This window comes from Pseudomonas sp. SWRI154 (assembly GCF_014268645.1).
GTDB classification, from domain to species: Bacteria; Pseudomonadota; Gammaproteobacteria; order Pseudomonadales; family Pseudomonadaceae; genus Aquipseudomonas; species Aquipseudomonas marvdashtae.
In genome coordinates, this window is record NZ_JABWQW010000010.1 from 170,622 (window position 1) to 190,802 (window position 20,181).

Consider the following 20,181-nt stretch of genomic DNA (forward strand, 5'->3'; position numbering starts at 1 on the left):
CCGTGGCGACGGAGCTTGCTCCCGCTCGGCTGCGCAGCAGTCGTAAACCGGACAGCGCACTTTGTCTGAATAATACCGGCGCCTGAATTGGGGCTGCTGCGCAGCCCAGCGGGAGCAAGCTCCCTCGCCACAAGAGCGCCCTCTCTATGACCGGATAGAGCGGCAGAAACGACAAAGGCCACCCCGAAGGTGGCCTTTGTTGCTGGAACGAAGGGTCAGCCGAAGCTTACTTCTTCATTTCCCAGCCAGTCAGCTCGGCCAGGGCCTTGCCGATGTCTGCCAGCGAACGCACGGTTTTCACGCCTGCGTCTTGCAGCGCAGCGAATTTCTCGTCTGCAGTGCCTTTGCCGCCGGAGATGATTGCGCCAGCATGGCCCATGCGCTTGCCCGGAGGAGCAGTCACACCAGCGATGTAGGAAACAACCGGCTTGGTCACGTTTGCCTTGATGTAGGCAGCGGCTTCTTCTTCAGCGGAACCACCGATCTCACCGATCATGACGATCGCTTCGGTCTTCGGGTCTTCCTGGAACAGCTTCAGGATGTCGATGAAGTTGGAGCCTGGGATCGGGTCACCGCCGATGCCGACGCAAGTCGACTGACCGAAACCGGCGTCAGTGGTCTGCTTGACGGCTTCGTAGGTCAAGGTGCCGGAACGGGAAACGATACCGACCTTGCCTGGCAAGTGAATGTGACCTGGCATGATGCCGATCTTGCACTCGCCCGGAGTGATCACGCCTGGGCAGTTCGGGCCGATCAGGGTGATACCCAGCTCGTCGCACTTGACCTTGGCTTCCAGCATGTCGATGGTCGGGATGCCTTCGGTGATGCAAACGATCAGCTTGATGCCGCCGAACGCTGCTTCAAGGATGGAGTCCTTGCAGAAAGGAGCCGGAACGTAGATCACGCTGGCGGTAGCGCCAGTGGCTGCAACAGCGTCCTTGACGGTGTTGAAGACAGGCAGGCCCAGGTGCTCGGTGCCGCCCTTGCCCGGAGTTACGCCGCCAACCATCTTGGTGCCGTATTCGATGGCTTGCTGGGTGTGGAAACTACCTTGCGAACCGGTAATACCCTGGCAGATAACCTTGGTGTCTTTATTGATCAGGACGCTCATTATTTGCCCTCCGCAGCTTTAACGACTTGTTGAGCAGCGTCGGTCAGGCTGGTAGCAGCGATGATGTTCAAACCGCTTTCTGCCAGTACTTTAGCGCCCAGCTCAGCGTTGTTGCCTTCAAGGCGAACAACAACCGGGATTTTCACGCCGACTTCTTTCACGGCGCCAATGATGCCTTCGGCAATCATGTCGCAACGAACGATGCCGCCGAAGATGTTGACCAGGACTGCAGCGACGTTAGTGTCGGACAGGATGATCTTGAACGCTTCGGTTACGCGTTCCTTGGTAGCACCACCGCCCACGTCGAGGAAGTTGGCTGGCTTGCCGCCATGCAGGTTGACGATGTCCATGGTACCCATGGCCAGGCCGGCACCGTTGACCATGCAGCCGATGTTACCTTCCAGGGCTACGTAGTTCAGTTCGAACTTGGCAGCGTGCGCTTCGCGCGGATCGTCTTGCGACGGGTCGTGGAAAGTCTTCAGCTTAGGCTGACGGTACATCGCGTTGGCGTCGATGTTGATCTTGGCATCGAGGCAATGCAGGTCGCCGTCGGCCTTGATCACCAGCGGGTTCACTTCCAGCAGCGCCAGGTCGTGGTCCTTGAACAGCTTGGCCAGGCCTACGAAGATCTTGGCGAACTGAGCAACTTGCTTGCCTTCCAGGCCCAGCTGGAACGCCAGCTCGCGACCCTGGAACGGCTGTGCGCCAACCAGCGGATCAATGGTGGCCTTGAGGATTTTCTCAGGGGTGTCGTGAGCGATTTTCTCGATGTCCACACCACCTTCGGTGGAAGCCATGAACACGATGCGGCGGCTCGAACGGTCAACGACAGCGCCCAGGTACAGCTCTTTAGCGATATCAGTGCACGATTCAACCAGGATCTTGGTAACTGGCTGACCGTTGGCGTCAGTCTGGTAAGTCACCAGACGCTTGCCCAGCCACTGCTGTGCGAAGGCTTTGGCGTCTTCTTTGCTGCGAACCAGCTTGACGCCGCCCGCTTTACCGCGACCACCGGCGTGAACCTGGGCTTTGACAACCCATTCGCTGCCGCCGATTTTGTCGCAAGCTTCCGCTGCCGCTTCCGGGGTGTCTACCGCGTAACCGGTGGATACTGGCAGGCCGTACTCAGCGAACAGCTGCTTACCCTGATACTCGTGAAGATTCATGCTTATTACCGTCTTCGTTAGGTACTGCGCATTCGGTGCTGCACCGTTCTGGTGCCGCACCACCTGTGACTGCTGCTTGCGTAGCTTTCCGGTCAACCGGTGCGGCTACGCAAGGCTGCGTCCAGCGGATATTCCGCGGTGAGTCTTGCTCGCAAGGCTCACGACGGGCCATGCCGCCGTGGTTTCTTATTGTCTATTAACGCTTTTTGCGGTTGGCCACGTGGATGGCGCCGCCATTTACGGCCAAGGCCGCTTCGTGCAAGGCTTCGGACAGGGTCGGATGGGAGAAGACCATCATGCCCAGATCCTCAGCGCTGGTGCCGAATTCCATGCCGATCGCGCCTTGCTGTACCAGCTCGGCAGCGCTTGGGCCAATGACGTGAACGCCCAATACGCGATCCGTCTTGGCATCGGCGATGACTTTCACGAAACCACCGGTATCGTTGGCTGCCATGGCACGGCCACTGGCGGCGAACGGGAAGGTGCCGACGTTAACTTCAACGCCTTCGGCTTTCAAGGCCTGCTCGGTCTTGCCGACCCATGCGATTTCCGGGTGAGTGTAGATAACCGATGGGATCAGGTCATAGTTCATCTGGGCCTTGTGGCCTTTGATGCGCTCGACGACCATGATGCCTTCTTCGGAAGCCTTGTGGGCCAGCATCATGCCGCGAACCACGTCACCGATGGCGAATACGCCCGGTACGGCGGTTGCGCAATGGTCATCGACCGCGATGAAGCCGCGCTCGTCGATTTCCACGCCGCAGTCGGCGGACAGCAGGTCAGTGGTCACTGGACGACGGCCGACCGCTACGATCAGCTTGTCGAAAGTGATGGTCTGCTCACCGTTGGCGTCGGTGTAGTTCACCACGACTTCTTCGCCGTTGACCTTCGAACCGGTCACGCGAGCGCCCAGCTTGATGTCCAGGCCTTGCTTGGTCAGGGTCTTGAGCGCTTCCTTGGAGACGGCGGCGTCAGCGGCCATCAGGAAGGTGTCGAGGGCTTCGAGCACGGTCACTTGCGAACCCAGGCGCGACCATACCGAACCCAGCTCGAGGCCGATCACGCCAGCGCCGATCACGCCCAGGCGTTGTGGCACGGTCTGGAATTCCAGGGCGCCGGTGGAATCGACGATCACATTCTGGTCGACCGGAGCCGGTGAAATGTCGATCGGACGCGAGCCTGGCGCCAGGATGACGTTTTCGGCTTCGATCACTTCAACCGAGCCGTCCGGCTTGGTCACTTCGACTTTCTTGCCCATCAGCAGCTTGCCGTGGCCCTGGATCGAGGTGACGCCGTTGGCCTTGAACAGGGTGGCGACACCCGAGGTCAGGCCTTTGACGATGTTGGCTTTGCGGCCAACCATGGCCGGTACGTCGATGGTGACGCTTTCGCGGTTGACACCGCCGATGCCGTGAATGGCCAAGCCGTCTTGCGCTTCGTGGAACTTCCAGGAGCTGTCCAGCAGCGCCTTGGAGGGAATGCAGCCGACGTTCAGGCAAGTACCGCCAAGGGCCAACTTGCCCTCTTTGTCGGTGTATTTCTCGATGCAGGCAGTGGTAAGGCCCAGTTGCGCAGCCTTGATGGCCGCTACGTAGCCGCCAGGGCCCGCACCAATCACTACCACGTCGAATTTCTGAGTCATAAAAGGTTCCTTTTAGCTGCAAGCTTCAAGCCGCAAGCTACAAGTGAAGCCGTCCTTGCTCGCTTTGAGCTTGGTGCTAGCCACTTGCAGCTTGCAGCTGATTTTTTAAATATCCAGGAGCAGACGAGCCGGATCTTCAAGCAGGTTCTTGATGGTGACCAGGAACGTCACGGCTTCTTTACCGTCGATCAGGCGGTGATCGTAGGACAGTGCCAGGTACATCATCGGACGAATCACGACCTGACCGTTGACCGCCATCGGACGTTGCAGGATGTTGTGCATGCCCAGGATAGCCGCTTGCGGCGGGTTGACGATCGGGGTCGACATCATCGAACCGAATGTACCACCGTTGGTGATGGTGAACGTACCGCCGGTCATCTCTTCGATGGACAGCTTGCCGTCACGGGCCTTCTTGCCGTAGGTGGCGATGCCGCCTTCGATTTCGGCCAGGCTCATCAGTTCGGCGTTGCGCAGTACCGGAACCACCAGGCCACGGTCGCTGGAAACCGCGACACCGATATCGGCGTAGCCGTGGTAGACGATGTCGGAACCGTCGATCGACGCGTTGACGGCCGGGAAGCGTTTCAGCGCTTCGGTGGCAGCCTTGACGAAGAACGACATGAAGCCCAGGCGTACGCCGTTGTGGGACTTCTCGAACAGATCCTTGTACTTCGAACGCAGGGCCATGACTTCGGTCATGTCGACTTCGTTGAAGGTGGTCAGCATCGCCATGTTCGACTGTGCTTCGACCAGGCGCTTGGCCACGGTTGCGCGAACGCGGGTCATCGGCACGCGTTTTTCAACGCGGTCACCGGCAGCGAACACCGGAGCGGCTGCGGCAGGCGCGGCTGGCTTGGACGGTGCGGCGGCTGGAGCGGCTTTCTTGGCGGCAACAGCTGCCACCACGTCTTCCTTGGTCACACGACCGCCCTTGCCGGTGCCGGCAACGGAAGCGATGTTGATGCCATTCTCTTCAGCCAGCTTGCGAGCAGCCGGAGCGGCGACTGGATCGTCTTCGCCCGAAGCAGCAGGCGCAGCAGCCTGAGCGGCAGCCGGTGCAGCGGCGGCTGGAGCGGCAGCGGCAGCGCCGCCCTCTTCGATCGAGCCCAGGACCTGGTTCGACAGAACGGTAGCGCCCTCTTCGGCAACGATGGCGCCCAGCACGCCGTCAGCTTCAGCCAATACTTCCAGCACGACCTTGTCGGTCTCGATGTCGACGATCAGGTCGTCACGCTTGACGGCGTCGCCTGGTTTCTTGTGCCAGGTGGCAACGGTGCCATCGGCAACCGATTCCGGGAATGACGGGGCTTTGATTTCGATAGCCATTTCAGTGGGTCCTTAAAATTCGGTTTCAGTCAGCGCGAAGGCGTTAAACAGTGAAGGCATCTTGCAGCAGTTTTTCCTGCTGCTCGGCGTGCATCGACGCATAACCACACGCAGGTGCAGCGGAAGCATCACGACCGGCGTACTCCAGGCCCAGGCCCTTCTTATGGTTGGCGATGCTGCGACGCAGGTGATGCTGGCTGCTGTACCACGCGCCTTGGTTCATCGGTTCTTCCTGACACCACACCACATGGGTGAGATTGGTGTAAGGCGCGATGGCCTCCATCAGGTCCTCTTCCGGGAACGGGTAAAGCTGCTCGATACGCACGATGGCGATGTCTTCGCGGCCTTCGGCACGACGTTTTTCCAGCAGGTCGTAGTAGACCTTGCCGCTGCACAGGACCAGGCGAGTCACCTTCGCCGCGTCCAGGGTATCGATTTCCGAGATGACGGTCTGGAACGAGCCTTCGGCCAGGTCTTCGAGCGTGGAAATCGCCAGCTTGTGGCGCAGCAGCGACTTCGGTGTCAGCACGATCAGCGGCTTGCGCAGCGGACGGATGACCTGGCGACGCAGCAGGTGGTAGATCTGCGCGGGGGTCGTCGGTACGCAAACCTGGACGTTGTGCTCGGCGCACAGTTGCAGGTAACGCTCCAGACGTGCCGAAGAGTGCTCCGGCCCCTGCCCTTCATAACCGTGTGGCAGCAACATGGTCAGGCCGCAGAGACGACCCCACTTGTGCTCGCCGCTGGTGATGAACTGGTCGACGACCACCTGGGCACCGTTGGCGAAGTCGCCGAACTGGGCTTCCCAGATCACCAGCGCATTCGGCTCGGTGGTGGAATAGCCATATTCGAACGCCAGGACGGCTTCCTCGGACAGCAGCGAATCGTACAGGTCGAAACGTGGCTGGCCCTTGTACAGGTTTTGCAGCGGGATGTAGGTACCCGCGTCTTTCTGGTTGTGCAAGACAGCGTGACGGTGCGAGAACGTACCGCGACCGATGTCCTGACCGGTCATGCGAATCGGGTGACCTTCGAACGCCAAGGTCGCGTACGCCATGGTTTCAGCGTAACCCCAGTTGATCGGCAAGCCACCGGCTTGCATCTTCTGCCGGTCTTCGTAGATTTTCGCAACCTGGCGCTGGACCACGAAGCCTTCCGGAATTTCCAGCAGCTTGGCGGACAGCTCTTGCAAGGTCTTGAGGTCGAAGCGCGTGTCGTGACGAGCGGTCCAGGCGTGGCCCAGATACGGACGCCAGTCCACGAACAGCTCTTTGTTCGGCTCTTTGACCAGGCTCTTTACCACATGCAGGCCGTTGTCCAGGGCGTTACGATATTCATCGACTTTTTCCTGGACGCGCGCGGCATCCAGGACGCCGCCTTGGGTCAGGCGCTCGGCATATAGCTCACGGGTGGTGCGCTGCTTGGCGATCTGCTGGTACATCAGCGGCTGGGTGCCGCTTGGCTCGTCGGCCTCGTTGTGGCCGCGACGGCGGTAGCAGACCAGGTCAATCACCACGTCACGCTTGAACTGCATGCGGTAGTCGATGGCCAGCTGGGTCACGAACAACACGGCTTCCGGGTCATCGCCATTCACATGGAGAATCGGCGCCTGGATCATTTTCGCGACGTCGGTTGCGTACTCGGTGGAACGCGAGTCCAGCGGATTGCTGATGGTGAAACCGACCTGGTTGTTGATCACGATGTGCACGGTGCCGCCGGTCTTGAAACCGCGGGTCTGCGACATCTGGAAGGTTTCCATGACCACGCCTTGACCGGCGAATGCCGCGTCACCGTGGATGGAGATCGGCAGCACCTTCTCGCCGGTCGGGTCGTTGCGACGATCCTGACGGGCGCGGACCGAACCCTCGACCACCGGGGAAACGATTTCCAGGTGGGACGGGTTGAACGCCATGGCCAGGTGCACTTCGCCACCTGTGGTCATCACGTTGGACGAGAAGCCCTGGTGGTATTTCACGTCACCGGAGCCCAGCTCGACCTTCTTCTTGCCTTCGAACTCGTCGAACAGCTCGCGCGGGTTCTTGCCGAAGGTGTTGACCAGTACGTTCAGGCGGCCACGGTGGGCCATTCCGATGACGACTTCCTTGGTGCCGTAGGAACCGGAACGCTGGATCAGCTCGTCGAGCATTGGAATCAGGCTTTCACCGCCTTCCAGGCCGAAACGCTTGGTGCCCGGGTATTTGGTGCCCAGGTACTTTTCCAGGCCTTCACCGGCGGTGACGCGCTCGAGCAAGTGACTCTTGATATCCGCGGAGTAGGCCGGACGACCACGAACGCTTTCCAGACGCTGCTGGAACCACTGGCGCTGCTCGGAATCGGTGATGTGCGTAAATTCAGCGCCGATGGTGCGGCAATATGTCTGCTGCAACGCTTCGTGAATTTCGCGTAGGCTCGCTTCCTCTTTGCCGATGAACAGGTCGCCGGCACGGAAGGTCGTATCAAGATCGGCATTGGTCAAGCCGTAATGAGTGATCGACAGGTCTGCAGGTGCAGGACGCTGCCACAGCCCCAGCGGGTCCAGCTGGGCTGCCTGGTGGCCGCGCATCCGGTAGGCCTGGATCAGTCGCAGTACTTCAACTTGCTTCTTTTCATGCTCGGAGCTCACGCTGCCGGCAGACACCGGTTGGGCGCGGCGCTGGTTCTTTGCCAGCAGCACGAAATGATCGCGAATCGTCGAGTGCGAAACATCAGTGGCAGAGTTACCGTCAGCTGGCAACTTCTGAAAGTAGGTGCGCCATTCTTCTGGCACAGCGTTAGGGTCGTGCAGGTAGAGCTCGTAGAGCTCTTCCACATAGGCAGCGTTACCACCGGAGAGGTGGGCACTGTTCCACATGCGCTGCATCACGCTTTCTTGCATGCTTGGTCACCCTCGATTTGGGGAACACCATCGGCGAAAACACCGAGCAAACTTGCAGAAGTCCGAGTGCAGCGACTAAAACAAGCCACTTAGGATCACGCTGATAGTCCGGGTACCAGCCCGGATGCCCCTGCTTGTCTCATTTCTTCAAAATAAGAACTGCCACTTTGTGAGTGGCTGTTCTGGTTATAGCCAGGACGTGGGTTGAAGCCCACGCCCTCGCCTCTACGGGTACAGCGGTTCTACGGGTACAGCAGCTGAATCACACGCCGTTTTGCAGCAGCATGTTACGTACGTGACCGATGGCCTTCGTCGGGTTCAGGCCTTTCGGGCAGACGTTGACGCAGTTCATGATCCCGCGGCAGCGGAATACGCTGAACGGGTCATCCAGTGCGGCCAGACGCTCGGACGTCTTGGTGTCGCGGCTGTCTGCCAGGAAGCGATACGCTTGCAGCAGGGCGGCCGGGCCCAGGAATTTGTCCGGGTTCCACCAGAAGGATGGGCACGAGGTCGAGCAGCAGGCGCACAGGATGCACTCGTACAGACCGTCGAGCTTTTCACGCTCTTCCGGAGACTGCAGACGCTCGATGGCCGGAGCCGGCGTGTCGTTCTGCAGGAATGGCTTCACCTTCTCGTATTGCTTGTAGAAGATGCTCATATCGACGACCAGGTCACGGATGACCGGCAAACCTGGCAGCGGGCGAACGATCAGCTTGTTGCCCTTGACCACGGCCGACAGCGGCGTGATGCAGGCCAAGCCGTTCTTGCCGTTGATGTTCATGCCGTCGGAGCCGCAAACGCCCTCGCGGCACGAGCGACGATAGGAAAAACCTTCGTCCTGCTCTTTGATCAAGGCCAGCACGTCCAGCACCATCAGGTCTTTACCACCGGTATCGACCTGGAAGTCCTGCATGAACGGCGCGGCGTCCTGATCAGGGTTGTAGCGATAAACACTGACTTGCAACATAGCGGTCACCCTTAATAAGTCCGGACTTTTGGTTCGAAAGTCGGAACAGTCTTCGGCGAGAAGTTCACGGCACGCTTGGTGACGCGCTTATCACCCGGGAAGTACAAGGTGTGGCACAGCCAGTTTTCGTCGTCACGGTCTTCATAGTCTTCGCGGGCGTGGGCACCACGGGACTCTTTACGCACTTCTGCCGCGATGGCGGTGGCTTCGGCCACTTCCAGCAGGTTCTGCAATTCCAGCGCTTCGATACGGGCGGTGTTGAACGCCTGCGACTTATCGTTGATCTTCACGTTGGCAATTCGTTCACGCAATTGCGCGAGCTGGGCGATACCCTTCTGCATGTATTCGCCGGTACGGAACACACCGAAGTAGTTCTGCATGCAGCTTTGCAGCTCGCGACGCAGGGTGGCGACGTCTTCGCCTTCGGTACGCTCGTTGAGGCCAGCCAGGCGCTTGAGTGCCACATCGATGTCGGTGTCGCTGGCGTCGCGGTATTCGATACCGTCGGTCAGGGCTTTTTCCAGGTGCAGGCCGGCAGCACGGCCGAAGACCACCAGGTCGAGCAGCGAGTTGCCGCCCAGGCGGTTGGCACCGTGAACCGATACGCAAGCCACTTCACCCACTGCGAACAGGCCAGGGATGATTTCGTCCACGCCTTCGGCGTTCTGGGTGATCGCCTGGCCATGGATGTTGGTGGCAACGCCGCCCATCATATAGTGGCAGGTTGGAACGACCGGAACTGGCGCAACGACCGGGTCGACGTGAGCGAAGGTCTTGGACAACTCGCAGATACCAGGCAGGCGGCTGTGCAGCACTTCCTCGCCCAGGTGATCGAGCTTGAGCATCACGTGGTCGCCATTCGGGCCACAGCCGTTGCCAGCGATGATCTCTTTAACCATCGAACGGGCCACGACGTCACGACCGGCAAGGTCCTTGGCGTTCGGCGCATAGCGCTCCATGAAACGCTCGCCGTGCTTGTTGATCAGGTAACCACCTTCACCACGGCAACCTTCGGTCACCAGTACACCGGCGCCGGCGATGCCGGTCGGGTGGAACTGCCACATTTCGATGTCTTGTACCGGTACGCCAGCACGCAGGGCCATGCCGACGCCGTCACCGGTGTTGATCAGGGCATTCGTGGTGGATGCGTAGATACGGCCCGCACCGCCGGTCGCCAGTACGGTGGCCTTGGCGCGGATGTAGGTGGTTTCGCCGGTTTCGATGCAGATCGCGATCACACCGACGAAGGCGCCGTCCTGGTTCTTCACCAGATCGACAGCGTAGTACTCGTTCAGGAAAACGGTACCGGCTTTCAGGTTGCCCTGATAAAGGGTGTGCAGCAGTGCGTGACCGGTACGGTCGGACGCCGCGCAGGTACGTGCGGCCTGGCCGCCCTTGCCGTAGTCCTTGGACTGTCCACCGAACGGACGCTGGTAGATACGACCCTGTTCGGTACGCGAGAACGGCATGCCCATGTGGTCCAGCTCGTAAACAGCAGCCGGGCCTTCCTGGCACATGTATTCGATAGCGTCCTGGTCACCGATATAGTCGGAACCCTTGACGGTATCGTACATATGCCAGCGCCAGTCATCGTTCGGGTCGGCCGAAGCGATGGCGCAAGTGATGCCGCCCTGGGCGGACACAGTGTGCGAACGGGTCGGGAAAACCTTGGTGATCACGGCAGTCTTGTGACCGCCCTGTGCCAGCTGCAGCGCTGCGCGCATGCCAGCACCGCCACCACCAATGATGATGGCGTCGAAAGAAATCGTTGGAATGTTAGCCATGAATCAGATACCCCAGAGAATCTGCACACCCCAGACGAAGTAAGCGAACATCGCAACGCCGCATACTGCCTGGAAGAGGAAACGAACGGCAGTCGCCGACTTGCCGAACGCCATTTGCGTCAGGTAGTCGGTCGCGATGGTCCACATGCCGACCCAGGCGTGAGCGCCCAGTGCGACAAGTGCCAGCAGACTGAAGATACGCATCCAGTTGTTTGCGAACAGTTCATGCCATTGGGCGTAGCCAATGCCAGGGTTTGCCACGACATATCCGATCAGGAAAATGAAGTAAGCCGCGAGAACGACCGCAGACACACGCTGGGCCATCCAGTCGTAGAGGCCCGAACGCGAAAGGTTCGTGACGTTGGTTACCATATCCAGACTCCTGCCAGAACGATCAGCACCGCAGACACGGCGATAATGATTTTCGAGCCCAGCTTGCCGCCTTCCAGCGTCTCACCGATGCCCATGTCCATGATCAAGTGGCGCACGCCGGCTACCAGGTGATACAGCAAGGCGGACAGGATGCCCCAAATCACTAGCTTGGCTAGCGGACTGGTCAGACACGCTTTCACCTGACCGAAGCCTTCTTCCGAATCGAGCGACTTGTCCAATGCATAAAGCATGATGGCCAGGCTGACGAAGAGGATGACACCGGAAATACGGTGAAGAATGGACGTGTAAGCAGTGACTGGGAGTTTGATGGTCCTTAGGTCTAGGTTTACAGGTCGTTGGCTTTTCACGGCTTTTTTTTCACACTGAAGAGCCCCTAACAATCAGGGCAAAGTTGTTGGGGCGCGCACTGGTCAGGTACTCACCACCCAGGGAGTGACGACCCCCAAGAAAGCAGGCCCAAAAGCCCCTGGCGGTCGGTGGCCGAGTATAGACAGTTAGGCTACTAATGACAACGCGTTCACCTTCCCCTAATAGCGCATTGCGCAAGCGCCATAAAAGGCGTAAACGGCAGGTAATTTCGCGGAAAAAGTCCGGTTAAAGCCTTCTGGAGCAAGACTTTAGGCAAATTGACATTCGGATTTATCTCACTATAGTGGTGCGGGCCCTGCGTGGGGGGTCTGTCTGATGATTCCAAGCATTAATAGGAGGCCACATGGCTGACAAAAAAGCGCAGTTGATCATCGAGGGCGCAGCCCCCGTCGAGCTGCCCATTTTAACCGGCACCGTTGGTCCCGATGTAATCGACGTACGGGGCCTGACGGCCACGGGCCGTTTCACCTTTGACCCAGGTTTCATGTCGACCGCCTCGTGCGAGTCGAAAATCACCTATATCGACGGCGACAACGGCATCCTGCTGCACCGCGGCTACCCGATCGAACAGCTGGCTGAAAAATCGGACTACCTGGAAACCTGCTACCTGCTGCTCAACGGCGAGCTGCCGACCGCAGAGCAAAAGGCCCAGTTCGTCAGCACCGTGAAGAACCACACCATGGTTCACGAACAGTTGAAGACCTTCTTCAACGGTTTCCGTCGCGATGCCCACCCGATGGCCGTCATGTGCGGCGTTGTCGGCGCCCTCTCGGCCTTCTACCACGACTCCCTGGACATCAATAACCCCCAGCATCGCGAAATTTCCGCGATCCGCCTGGTGGCGAAGATGCCGACCCTGGCAGCCATGGTCTACAAGTACTCCATGGGCCAGCCCATGATGTACCCGCGCAACGACCTGACCTATGCAGAGAACTTCCTGCATATGATGTTCAACACCCCGTGCGAGATCAAACCGATCAGCCCGGTGCTCGCCAAGGCCATGGACCGGATCTTCATCCTCCATGCCGACCACGAGCAGAACGCCTCCACGTCCACCGTGCGCCTGGCCGGTTCGTCGGGTGCCAACCCGTTCGCCTGCATCGCCGCCGGTATCGCCGCACTCTGGGGCCCTGCCCACGGCGGTGCGAACGAAGCGGTACTGACCATGCTCGATGAAATCGGCGATGTCTCGAACATCGACAAGTTCATCGCCAAGGCCAAGGACAAGAACGATCCGTTCAAGCTGATGGGCTTCGGTCACCGGGTCTACAAAAACCGCGACCCACGCGCCACCGTGATGAAGCAGACCTGCGACGAAGTGCTCAAGGAACTGGGGATCAAGAACGATCCGCAACTCGAACTGGCCATGCGCCTGGAAGAGATCGCCCTGACCGACCCGTACTTCATCGAGCGCTCGCTGTACCCGAACGTCGACTTCTACTCGGGGATCATCCTCAAGGCGATCGGCATTCCAACCAGCATGTTCACCGTGATCTTCGCCCTGGCGCGGACCGTGGGCTGGATCTCCCACTGGAAGGAAATGCTCTCCAGCCCGTACAAGATCGGCCGCCCTCGCCAGCTGTACACCGGCTACGAGTCGCGCGACATCACCAAGCTGGAAGATCGGCACTAAACCCCAGCCAGAAAAAACGGCCTCTTGATGAGGCCGTTTTTTTTGGCTGGGGTTTAGTTGGCTTCAAGCTTCAAGCTGCAAGCTGCAAGCTGCAAGCTGCAAGCTGCAAGCAGAGGCAAAGGCAAAGGCAAAGGCAAAAGCAAAAGCAAAAGCAAAAGCAAAAGCAAAAGCAAAAAAATACCCCTGCCTCTCAACAGGGGTATCTCTCTACATAACGCTGCTTCTAACTTGCAGCTTGCAGCTCAGAACTTGCCGCTGCTTCTTAATGATTCACCGCCCCACTCGCACCCAGGCCAGTCTGCGAACGCACGAACTGCGGGAAGAACAACGCCCGCTCATTGGCGCCTTCAGCCGACTTGTCGGTGATGGAGAAGAACCAGATGCCGACAAACGCGATGATCATCGAGAACAGCGCAGGGTATTCATACGGGAAGATCGCCTTCTCGTGACCCATGATCTGCACCCAAATGGTCGGACCGAGCACCATCAGGCCCACAGCACTGACCAGGCCCAGCCAGCCGCCAATCATGGCGCCACGGGTGGTCAGCTTCTTCCAGTACATCGAAAGCAGCAGTACCGGGAAGTTGCAGCTCGCCGCGATGGAAAACGCCAGGCCCACCATGAACGCAATGTTCTGCTTCTCGAACAGGATGCCCAGGCCGATCGCCAGGACCGCCAGACAGATGGTGGTGATTTTCGAGACGCGAATCTCATCCTTCTCGTTGGCCTTGCCTTTCTTGATCACGCTGGCATACAGGTCGTGAGACACCGCCGAGGCACCCGCCAGGGTCAGGCCCGCTACCACCGCCAGGATGGTCGCGAACGCCACCGCCGAGATGAAGCCCAGGAAGATGCTGCCGCCAACCGCGTTGGACAGGTGCACCGCCGCCATGTTGTTACCGCCCAGCAAGGCACCTGCCGCGTCCTTGAAGGCCGGGTTGGTGCTGACCAGCAGGATCGCGCCGAAGCCAATAATGAAGGTCAGGATGTAGAAGTAGCCGATGAAGCCAGTGGCGTACAGCACGCTCTTGCGCGCTTCCTTGGCGTCGCTCACGGTGAAGAAGCGCATCAGGATGTGTGGCAGGCCCGCGGTACCGAACATCAGCGCCAGCCCGAGGGAGAAGGCCGAGATCGGATCCTTCACCAGGCCGCCGGGGCTCATGATTGCCTCACCTTTAGGGTGAACCTTGACCGCTTCGGCGAACAGCATGTTGAAGTCGAAGTTGACGTGCTTCATGACCATCAGGGCCATGAACGAAGCACCCGACAGCAACAGCACCGCCTTGATGATCTGTACCCAAGTGGTCGCCAGCATGCCGCCGAACAACACATAGAGGCACATCAGGATGCCGACCAGGATCACCGCAACGTGGTAGTCCAGGCCGAACAGCAGCTGGATCAGCTTGCCGGCACCGACCATTTGCGCGATCAGGTAGAACGCTACCACCACCAGCGAGCCGCAGGCGGACAGACTGCGGATCTGGGTTTGCCCGAGGCGATAGGACGCCACGTCGGCAAAGGTGTATTTACCCAGGTTACGCAGGCGCTCGGCGATCAGGAACAGAATGATCGGCCAGCCCACCAGGAAACCAATGGAGTAGATCAGGCCGTCATAACCGGACGTGAACACCAACGCGGAAATGCCCAGGAAGGACGCCGCCGACATGTAGTCGCCCGCGATTGCCAGGCCGTTCTGGAAGCCGGTGATCTTGCCGCCGGCCGCATAGTAGTCGGCCGCCGAGTTGTTTTTCTTGGATGCCCAGTAGGTGATGTACAGGGTCGCGCCGACGAAAGCCACGAACATCAAGATAGCCGCGACGTTGAGGGGTTGTTTCTGCACGGCACCCGCCACGGCATCAGCCGCCCAGGCACCCGGTGCAAACGCTGCGATGCTCAATAGAGCCAATAGACGCCGGATCATTGCTGAGCCTCCTTGAGAATCGCATTGTTCAGGTCGTCGAATTCGCCGTTGGCGCGTCGCACATAGATGCCGGTCAGGACGAAAGCCGAGAGAATCAGGCCAACCCCGATGGGGATGCCCCAAGTGATGGTGGACTCGGGGGTCATTTTGGCCCCGAGAATGTGCGGCCCGTAGGCGATCAGAAGAATGAAGCCGGAGTAAAGCCCTAGCATGATCGCCGAGAGAATCCAGGCGAACTTTTCCCTTTTTCTCACCAGCTCCTTGAAGCGCGGGCTGTTTTGAATCGAGAGGTAAATGCTGTCGTTCATTGTTTTTATCCTCGCAGCACAGATTTAAGTTGGAACAACTCTACTCTATGCGGCTCAAGGCCAGGTTCCAGACGACCTTAGTATTAGAACGACATGACGGTTTTGCCAGTTTCCCGTTCATTTTTGCAATCCGCCTTCCCTGGGAACGGAAAATCGAGGAATTACGGACGAAAAAAAACCGCATGACCCAAGGCCAGGCGGTTTTTGTAACAGCTAGAGCAAGCCGATTACTTGCCGGTCCACTCTTTTACGCGGTCCGGGTGCTTGGCGACCCAGTCCTTGGCGGCGGCGTCAGGCTTGGCACCTTCCTGGATCGCCAGCATCACTTCGCCAATTTCATCCTTCGAAGCCCATTGGAACTTCTTCAGGAACGCGACCACTTCCGGCGCCTTGGCTTCCAGGCCTTTGCTACCGATGCTGTTTACAGTCTCAGCCGCGCCATAGACACCCTTCGGGTCTTCCAGGAAGCGCAGTTTCCACTTGGCGAACATCCAGTGCGGAACCCAACCGGTGACCGCGATGGATTCGTTCTTCTTCTCGGCACGGGTCAGCTCGGCAATCATGCCGGCGCCGGAACTGGCCTTGAGTTGATAACCGGTGAGGTCGTAGTCCTTGATCGCCTGTTCAGTCTTGAGCATCACGCCTGAACCGGCGTCGATGCCAACGATGCGCTTCTTGAAGGAGTCGTCGGTCTTCAGGTCTTCGAGCGACTTGGCCTTGACGTACTCCGGCACGATCAGGCCGATTTTAGCGTCCTTGAAGTTCGGGCCGTAGTCGACCACCTGATCCTTGTTCTTGGTCCAATAGTCGCCGTGGGTCACTGGCAGCCAGGCCGAGAGCATCGCGTCGAGCTTGCCGGTGGCCACGCCTTGCCACATGATCCCGGTCGCCACCGCTTGCAGCTTCACGTCATAACCGAGCTTCTGCTTGATCACTTCGGCGGCCACGTGGGTGGTCGCGACGCTGTCGGACCAGCCGTCAACGTAGCCAATGCTCAGGGTTTTGGTTTCGGCGCTGGCCAGGGTAGAGCTGATCGCAAGTACCAGTGCGGCACCTGCGCCCAAGAGTCGTCGCATCTTCATCGTTACTTTCCCCGAAAGTGCTGCGCCCGGCGGATGCCGAGCCGCGTCAACGTATTGTTATGGTGCACAGCGCCCCCATCACGCTCGCCTGCAAACCGGTCCGAACGCCAGCGGAGTACTGACCCGTCGATCATCAACCCGTGCCGATCTGGAACCTGCTCTGCCTGCGACGTTGAGGCAACGAGAAACGACATCAGTAGGCCAGCAGGCCATCCCAGGTGTTTCAGCCCGCAGATTTCGATCAAATCTTGCATGTCTGAGCCGAGCAAGCCGCAAGATCACTAGCCCCCACCACATTGCTACGTGTATCGTCCCGCTACTATCGCACCCCGTTCGCGCTTGTTTTGCGCCCATCATGGCACTTGGCTTCGCTTCGGTGGTCATAGGCTGCGAACCTCATCCGGCACCTTCCTCTAAGGGATCCAGACATGCTCCGTTCCTTGCGCTTCGCTGCCCTCGCCGGCGGCCTTATCCTGAGTGCGTCCGCGCTGGCGGTGGATGTCGATGCCGCCAGCTATGGCTACCCCTTGACCAACCCGTTCGAGGCGACCATTGCCACCACGCCGCCGGACCTGCGCCCGGAGCTGCCGCTGAACGAGGACATCGACCAGTCGGACCACAGCCTCACCCTGCGCCCGGAGCGCGAATTCATCCTGCCGGACAACTTCTGGCCGGTGAAAAGCCTTACTTACCGCATGGCTACCCAGGACAAACCCGCGCCACTGATCTTCCTGATCGCCGGCACCGGCGCACGGTACGACAGCACGCTCAACGAGTACCTCAAACGTCTTTACTACAAGGCCGGTTATCACGTGGTGCAGCTGTCATCGCCCACCAGCTTCGACTTCATGAGTGCCGCTTCGCGCTTCGCCACCCCCGGTATCACCAAGGAAGATGCCGAAGACATGTACCGGGTGATGCAAGCGGTTCGCGCGCAGAACCCCAAGCTGCCCGTCACCGAGTACTACCTGACCGGCTATAGCCTCGGCGCCCTGGATGCAGCCTTCGTCGCGCACCTGGACGAAACCCGGCGCAGCTTCAATTTCAAGAAAGTCCTGTTGCTGAACCCGCCGGTGAACCTCTACACCTCGATCACCAACCTCGACAAACTGGTCCAGACCGAGGTCAAGGGCATCAACAGCAGCACCACTTTCTATGAACTGGTGCTGAATAAGCTGACCCGCTACTTCCAACAGAAAGGCTATATCGACCTCAACGATGCCCTGCTCTACGACTTCCAGCAGTCCAAGCAACACCTGACCAACGAACAGATGGCGATGCTGATCGGCACCTCGTTCCGTTTTTCGGCGGCGGACATCGCGTTTACCTCGGACTTGATCAACCGTCGCGGTCTGATCATCCCGCCCAAGTTCCCTATCACTGAAAGCACCAGCCTGACACCGTTCCTCAAGCGCGCGCTGCAATGCGATTTCGACTGCTACCTGACTGAGCAAGTGATTCCGATGTGGCGCGCGCGCACCGACGGCGGCAGCCTGCTGCAACTGGTCGATCAGGTCAGCCTCTACGCCCTGAAGGATTATCTGCAGGCCAGCCCGAAGATCGCGGTCATGCACAACGCCGACGATGTGATTCTCGGCCCGGGCGACCTGGGTTTCCTGCGCAAGACCTTTGGTGATCGCCTGACGGTTTACCCACTGGGCGGCCATTGCGGCAACCTTAACTATCGCGTCAACAGCGACGCCATGCTGGAGTTCTTCCGTGGCTAAATACCTTCTGCTTATTGCCGCATTAATGAGCGCTGGCATGGTCCACGCCGATAACAGCAAGGCCAATGCGCCCGTGGTGGTGGATTCGGACGGCTTCAAGGAACCGCTGACCAAGCTCAAGTTCAACCCCGGCCTGGACCAACGCGAATTCGAACGCTCGACCCTGAACGCCTTGAACGTCTACGACCCGCTGGAATCCTGGAACCGTCGCGTCTATCACTTCAACTACCGCTTCGACCAATGGGTCTTCCTGCCTGTCGTCGATGGCTACCGCTATGTCACGCCGAGCTTCGTGCGCACCGGGGTCAGCAACTTCTTCAATAACCTGGGAGACGTGCCGAACCTGATGAACAGCCTGCTGCAATTCAAGGGCAAGCGTTCAATGGAAACCACTGCGCGACTGTTGCTCAACACTACCGTAGGCATCGCCGGCTTGTGGGACCCGGCCACGGCCATGGGCCTGCCGCGCCAGAGCGAGGACTTCGGCCAGACCTTGGGCTACTACGGCGTGCCCGGCGGCGCGTACTTCGTGCTGCCGATCTTCGGCCCGTCGAACCTGCGCGATACCTCGGGCTTGCTGGTGGACTACACGGCCGAGTCGGCGATCAACTTCCTGAATGTCGCTGAAGTCAGTTCCAACCACCCGGAACTGCTGCTTTTGCGTGGCGTGGACAAGCGCTACCAGACCAGTTTCCGCTACGGCCAGCTGAACTCGCCGTTCGAGTATGAAAAGGTGCGGTACGTGTATACCGAGTCGCGGAAGTTGCAGATCGCCGAGTAACCGTCAGACGACCGATCACCGTGGAAGCAGACTGGCTCCCACGGTGGTTTGAAGTGCGCCTGCTCTACTTCTTGAAGGTCTTCCAGACCTTGCCCACCGCCATCACCCCCGCCAGCACCACCGCCCCCGCGACAATCCCCGCCACCGCATTGAGCAGCATCGGCACGATGAACCCGGCGCCACCGGCACTCGCCGCAACGCCTTCGATCCAGTGGTGCACCACCGGCACGCCATGGGTCAGGATGCCCCCGCCCACCAGGAACATCGCCGCCGTGCCGATCACCGACAGGCTTTTCATCATGTAGGGTGCTGCGCGCAGGATGGCCCCACCAATGCTTTTGGCCGCCTGCCCTGGCTTCTGGGTCAGCCATAATCCCAGGTCATCGAGCTTGACGATCCCCGCCACCAGGCCATAGACGCCGACGGTCATGACAATGGCAATGCCCGACAGCACGATGACCTGCTGGGTCAGCGGCGCATCGGCGACAGTGCCTAGGGTGATGGCGATGATTTCCGCCGAGAGGATGAAGTCGGTGCGCACCGCGCCCTTGATCTTGTCCTTTTCGAAGGCCACCAGATCCACCGCCGGATCGGCCACCGCTTCGACCAATTGCGCGTGCTCGGCCTGGTCTTCAGCCTTGCTATGGAGGAATTTGTGGGCGAGCTTTTCGAACCCTTCGAAACACAGGTAGGCGCCGCCGACCATCAGCAACGGCGTCACCAGCCAGGGCACGAAAACACTGATAGCCAGCGCCGAAGGCACCAGGATCAGCTTGTTGATAAACGATCCCTTGGCCACCGCCCAGACCACCGGCAGTTCCCGCTCGGCCCGCACGCCGGACACTTGCTGGGCATTGAGCGCCAAGTCATCACCGAGTACACCAGCGGTTTTCTTGGCCGCCATCTTGGTCATCAGCGCGACATCGTCGAGAACGGCGGCGATATCGTCGATCAGTACCAGCAAACTGCTTCCAGCCATGAAGGGGCTCCTTGAATAAATAATGCTGCGCAGCATAGCGCGAGCGGTGCTTCCATGGGCATTCTTGAGCGCCGCGCGAGCCCGGTGCTACCATGCGCCACCGCCAGAACCGGCAAG

Annotated in this window: 16 protein-coding genes; 3 read left to right on the forward strand and 13 right to left on the reverse strand. The window is 59.4% G+C overall.

Annotated features, from left to right (window positions below; all coding sequences use genetic code 11):
- Nucleotides 1-226 precede the first annotated feature (226 nt).
- The 9 genes from sucD to sdhC form a co-directional block, all read right to left on the reverse strand.
- Nucleotides 227-1,111 (reverse strand): succinate--CoA ligase subunit alpha, encoded by an 885-nt coding sequence (gene sucD / locus HU806_RS12055; RefSeq protein WP_003179236.1) that lies wholly within the window; start codon nt 1,109-1,111, stop codon nt 227-229.
- Nucleotides 1,111-2,277 (reverse strand): ADP-forming succinate--CoA ligase subunit beta, encoded by a 1,167-nt coding sequence (gene sucC / locus HU806_RS12060; RefSeq protein ID WP_007919879.1) that lies wholly within the window; start codon nt 2,275-2,277, stop codon nt 1,111-1,113. Before sucC ends, sucD begins: the two co-directional genes overlap by 1 nt.
- Before the next feature lie 196 nt (nt 2,278-2,473).
- Nucleotides 2,474-3,919, reverse strand: coding sequence for a dihydrolipoyl dehydrogenase (gene lpdA / locus HU806_RS12065; RefSeq protein WP_186611585.1), 1,446 nt, complete (start codon nt 3,917-3,919; stop codon nt 2,474-2,476).
- A gap of 105 nt (nt 3,920-4,024) precedes the next feature.
- Nucleotides 4,025-5,245: a 2-oxoglutarate dehydrogenase complex dihydrolipoyllysine-residue succinyltransferase gene (gene odhB, locus HU806_RS12070; protein ID WP_186611586.1), complete on the reverse strand. Its 1,221-nt coding sequence runs from the start codon at nt 5,243-5,245 to the stop codon at nt 4,025-4,027.
- 43 nt (nt 5,246-5,288) lie between these two features.
- Nucleotides 5,289-8,120: a 2-oxoglutarate dehydrogenase E1 component gene (locus HU806_RS12075; RefSeq protein ID WP_186611587.1), complete on the reverse strand. Its 2,832-nt coding sequence runs from the start codon at nt 8,118-8,120 to the stop codon at nt 5,289-5,291.
- A 262-nt stretch (nt 8,121-8,382) separates the two neighbouring features.
- A complete protein-coding gene (gene sdhB, locus HU806_RS12080) occupies nt 8,383-9,087 on the reverse strand; it encodes a succinate dehydrogenase iron-sulfur subunit (protein WP_039594133.1) in 705 nt (234 codons plus the stop codon).
- 11 nt (nt 9,088-9,098) lie between these two features.
- Complete coding sequence (gene sdhA / locus HU806_RS12085) at nt 9,099-10,871, reverse strand: succinate dehydrogenase flavoprotein subunit (protein ID WP_186611588.1); 1,773 nt, start codon at nt 10,869-10,871, stop codon at nt 9,099-9,101.
- A gap of 3 nt (nt 10,872-10,874) precedes the next feature.
- Entirely contained in the window at nt 10,875-11,243 is a 369-nt protein-coding gene (gene sdhD / locus HU806_RS12090; protein ID WP_030138327.1) for a succinate dehydrogenase, hydrophobic membrane anchor protein, read from the reverse strand.
- Entirely contained in the window at nt 11,237-11,611 is a 375-nt protein-coding gene (sdhC, locus tag HU806_RS12095) for a succinate dehydrogenase, cytochrome b556 subunit (RefSeq protein ID WP_003179220.1), read from the reverse strand. The genes sdhD and sdhC overlap by 7 nt, the downstream gene beginning before the upstream one ends.
- A 365-nt stretch (nt 11,612-11,976) precedes the next feature.
- Between sdhC and gltA the strand changes: the two genes are divergently transcribed.
- On the forward strand, nt 11,977-13,266 hold the full coding sequence (gene gltA / locus HU806_RS12100; RefSeq protein WP_186611589.1) for a citrate synthase: 1,290 nt from the start codon (nt 11,977-11,979) through the stop codon (nt 13,264-13,266).
- 262 nt (nt 13,267-13,528) lie between these two features.
- Here the strand turns inward: gltA and actP are convergent, their stop codons facing one another.
- From actP to HU806_RS12115, 3 genes are all read right to left on the reverse strand, one after another.
- Complete coding sequence (gene actP, locus HU806_RS12105) at nt 13,529-15,187, reverse strand: cation acetate symporter (RefSeq protein ID WP_186611590.1); 1,659 nt, start codon at nt 15,185-15,187, stop codon at nt 13,529-13,531.
- A complete protein-coding gene (locus HU806_RS12110; protein WP_186611591.1) occupies nt 15,184-15,495 on the reverse strand; it encodes a DUF485 domain-containing protein in 312 nt (103 codons plus the stop codon). Before HU806_RS12110 ends, actP begins: the two co-directional genes overlap by 4 nt.
- 227 nt (nt 15,496-15,722) lie before the next feature.
- Nucleotides 15,723-16,577 carry a glycine betaine ABC transporter substrate-binding protein gene (locus HU806_RS12115; RefSeq protein WP_186611592.1) on the reverse strand — a complete coding sequence of 285 codons (855 nt, stop codon included), beginning with the start codon at nt 16,575-16,577 and terminating at the stop codon, nt 15,723-15,725.
- Between the two features lie 428 nt (nt 16,578-17,005).
- Here HU806_RS12115 and mlaY point away from each other — a divergent pair, with 428 nt between their 5' ends.
- Both mlaY and HU806_RS12125 read left to right on the forward strand, forming a co-directional pair.
- The gene (gene mlaY, locus HU806_RS12120) at nt 17,006-18,304 is read left to right on the forward strand and encodes a lipid asymmetry maintenance lipase MlaY (RefSeq protein WP_186611593.1); all 1,299 of its coding nucleotides are present in this window, start codon (nt 17,006-17,008) and stop codon (nt 18,302-18,304) included.
- Complete coding sequence (locus HU806_RS12125) at nt 18,297-19,085, forward strand: MlaA family lipoprotein (protein ID WP_186611594.1); 789 nt, start codon at nt 18,297-18,299, stop codon at nt 19,083-19,085. Before mlaY ends, HU806_RS12125 begins: the two co-directional genes overlap by 8 nt.
- 64 nt (nt 19,086-19,149) lie before the next feature.
- On the opposite strand, the gene HU806_RS12130 is transcribed toward HU806_RS12125, so the two are convergent.
- Entirely contained in the window at nt 19,150-20,064 is a 915-nt protein-coding gene (locus HU806_RS12130; RefSeq protein ID WP_186611595.1) for a DUF808 domain-containing protein, read from the reverse strand.
- Between the last annotated feature and the right edge of the window lie 117 nt (nt 20,065-20,181).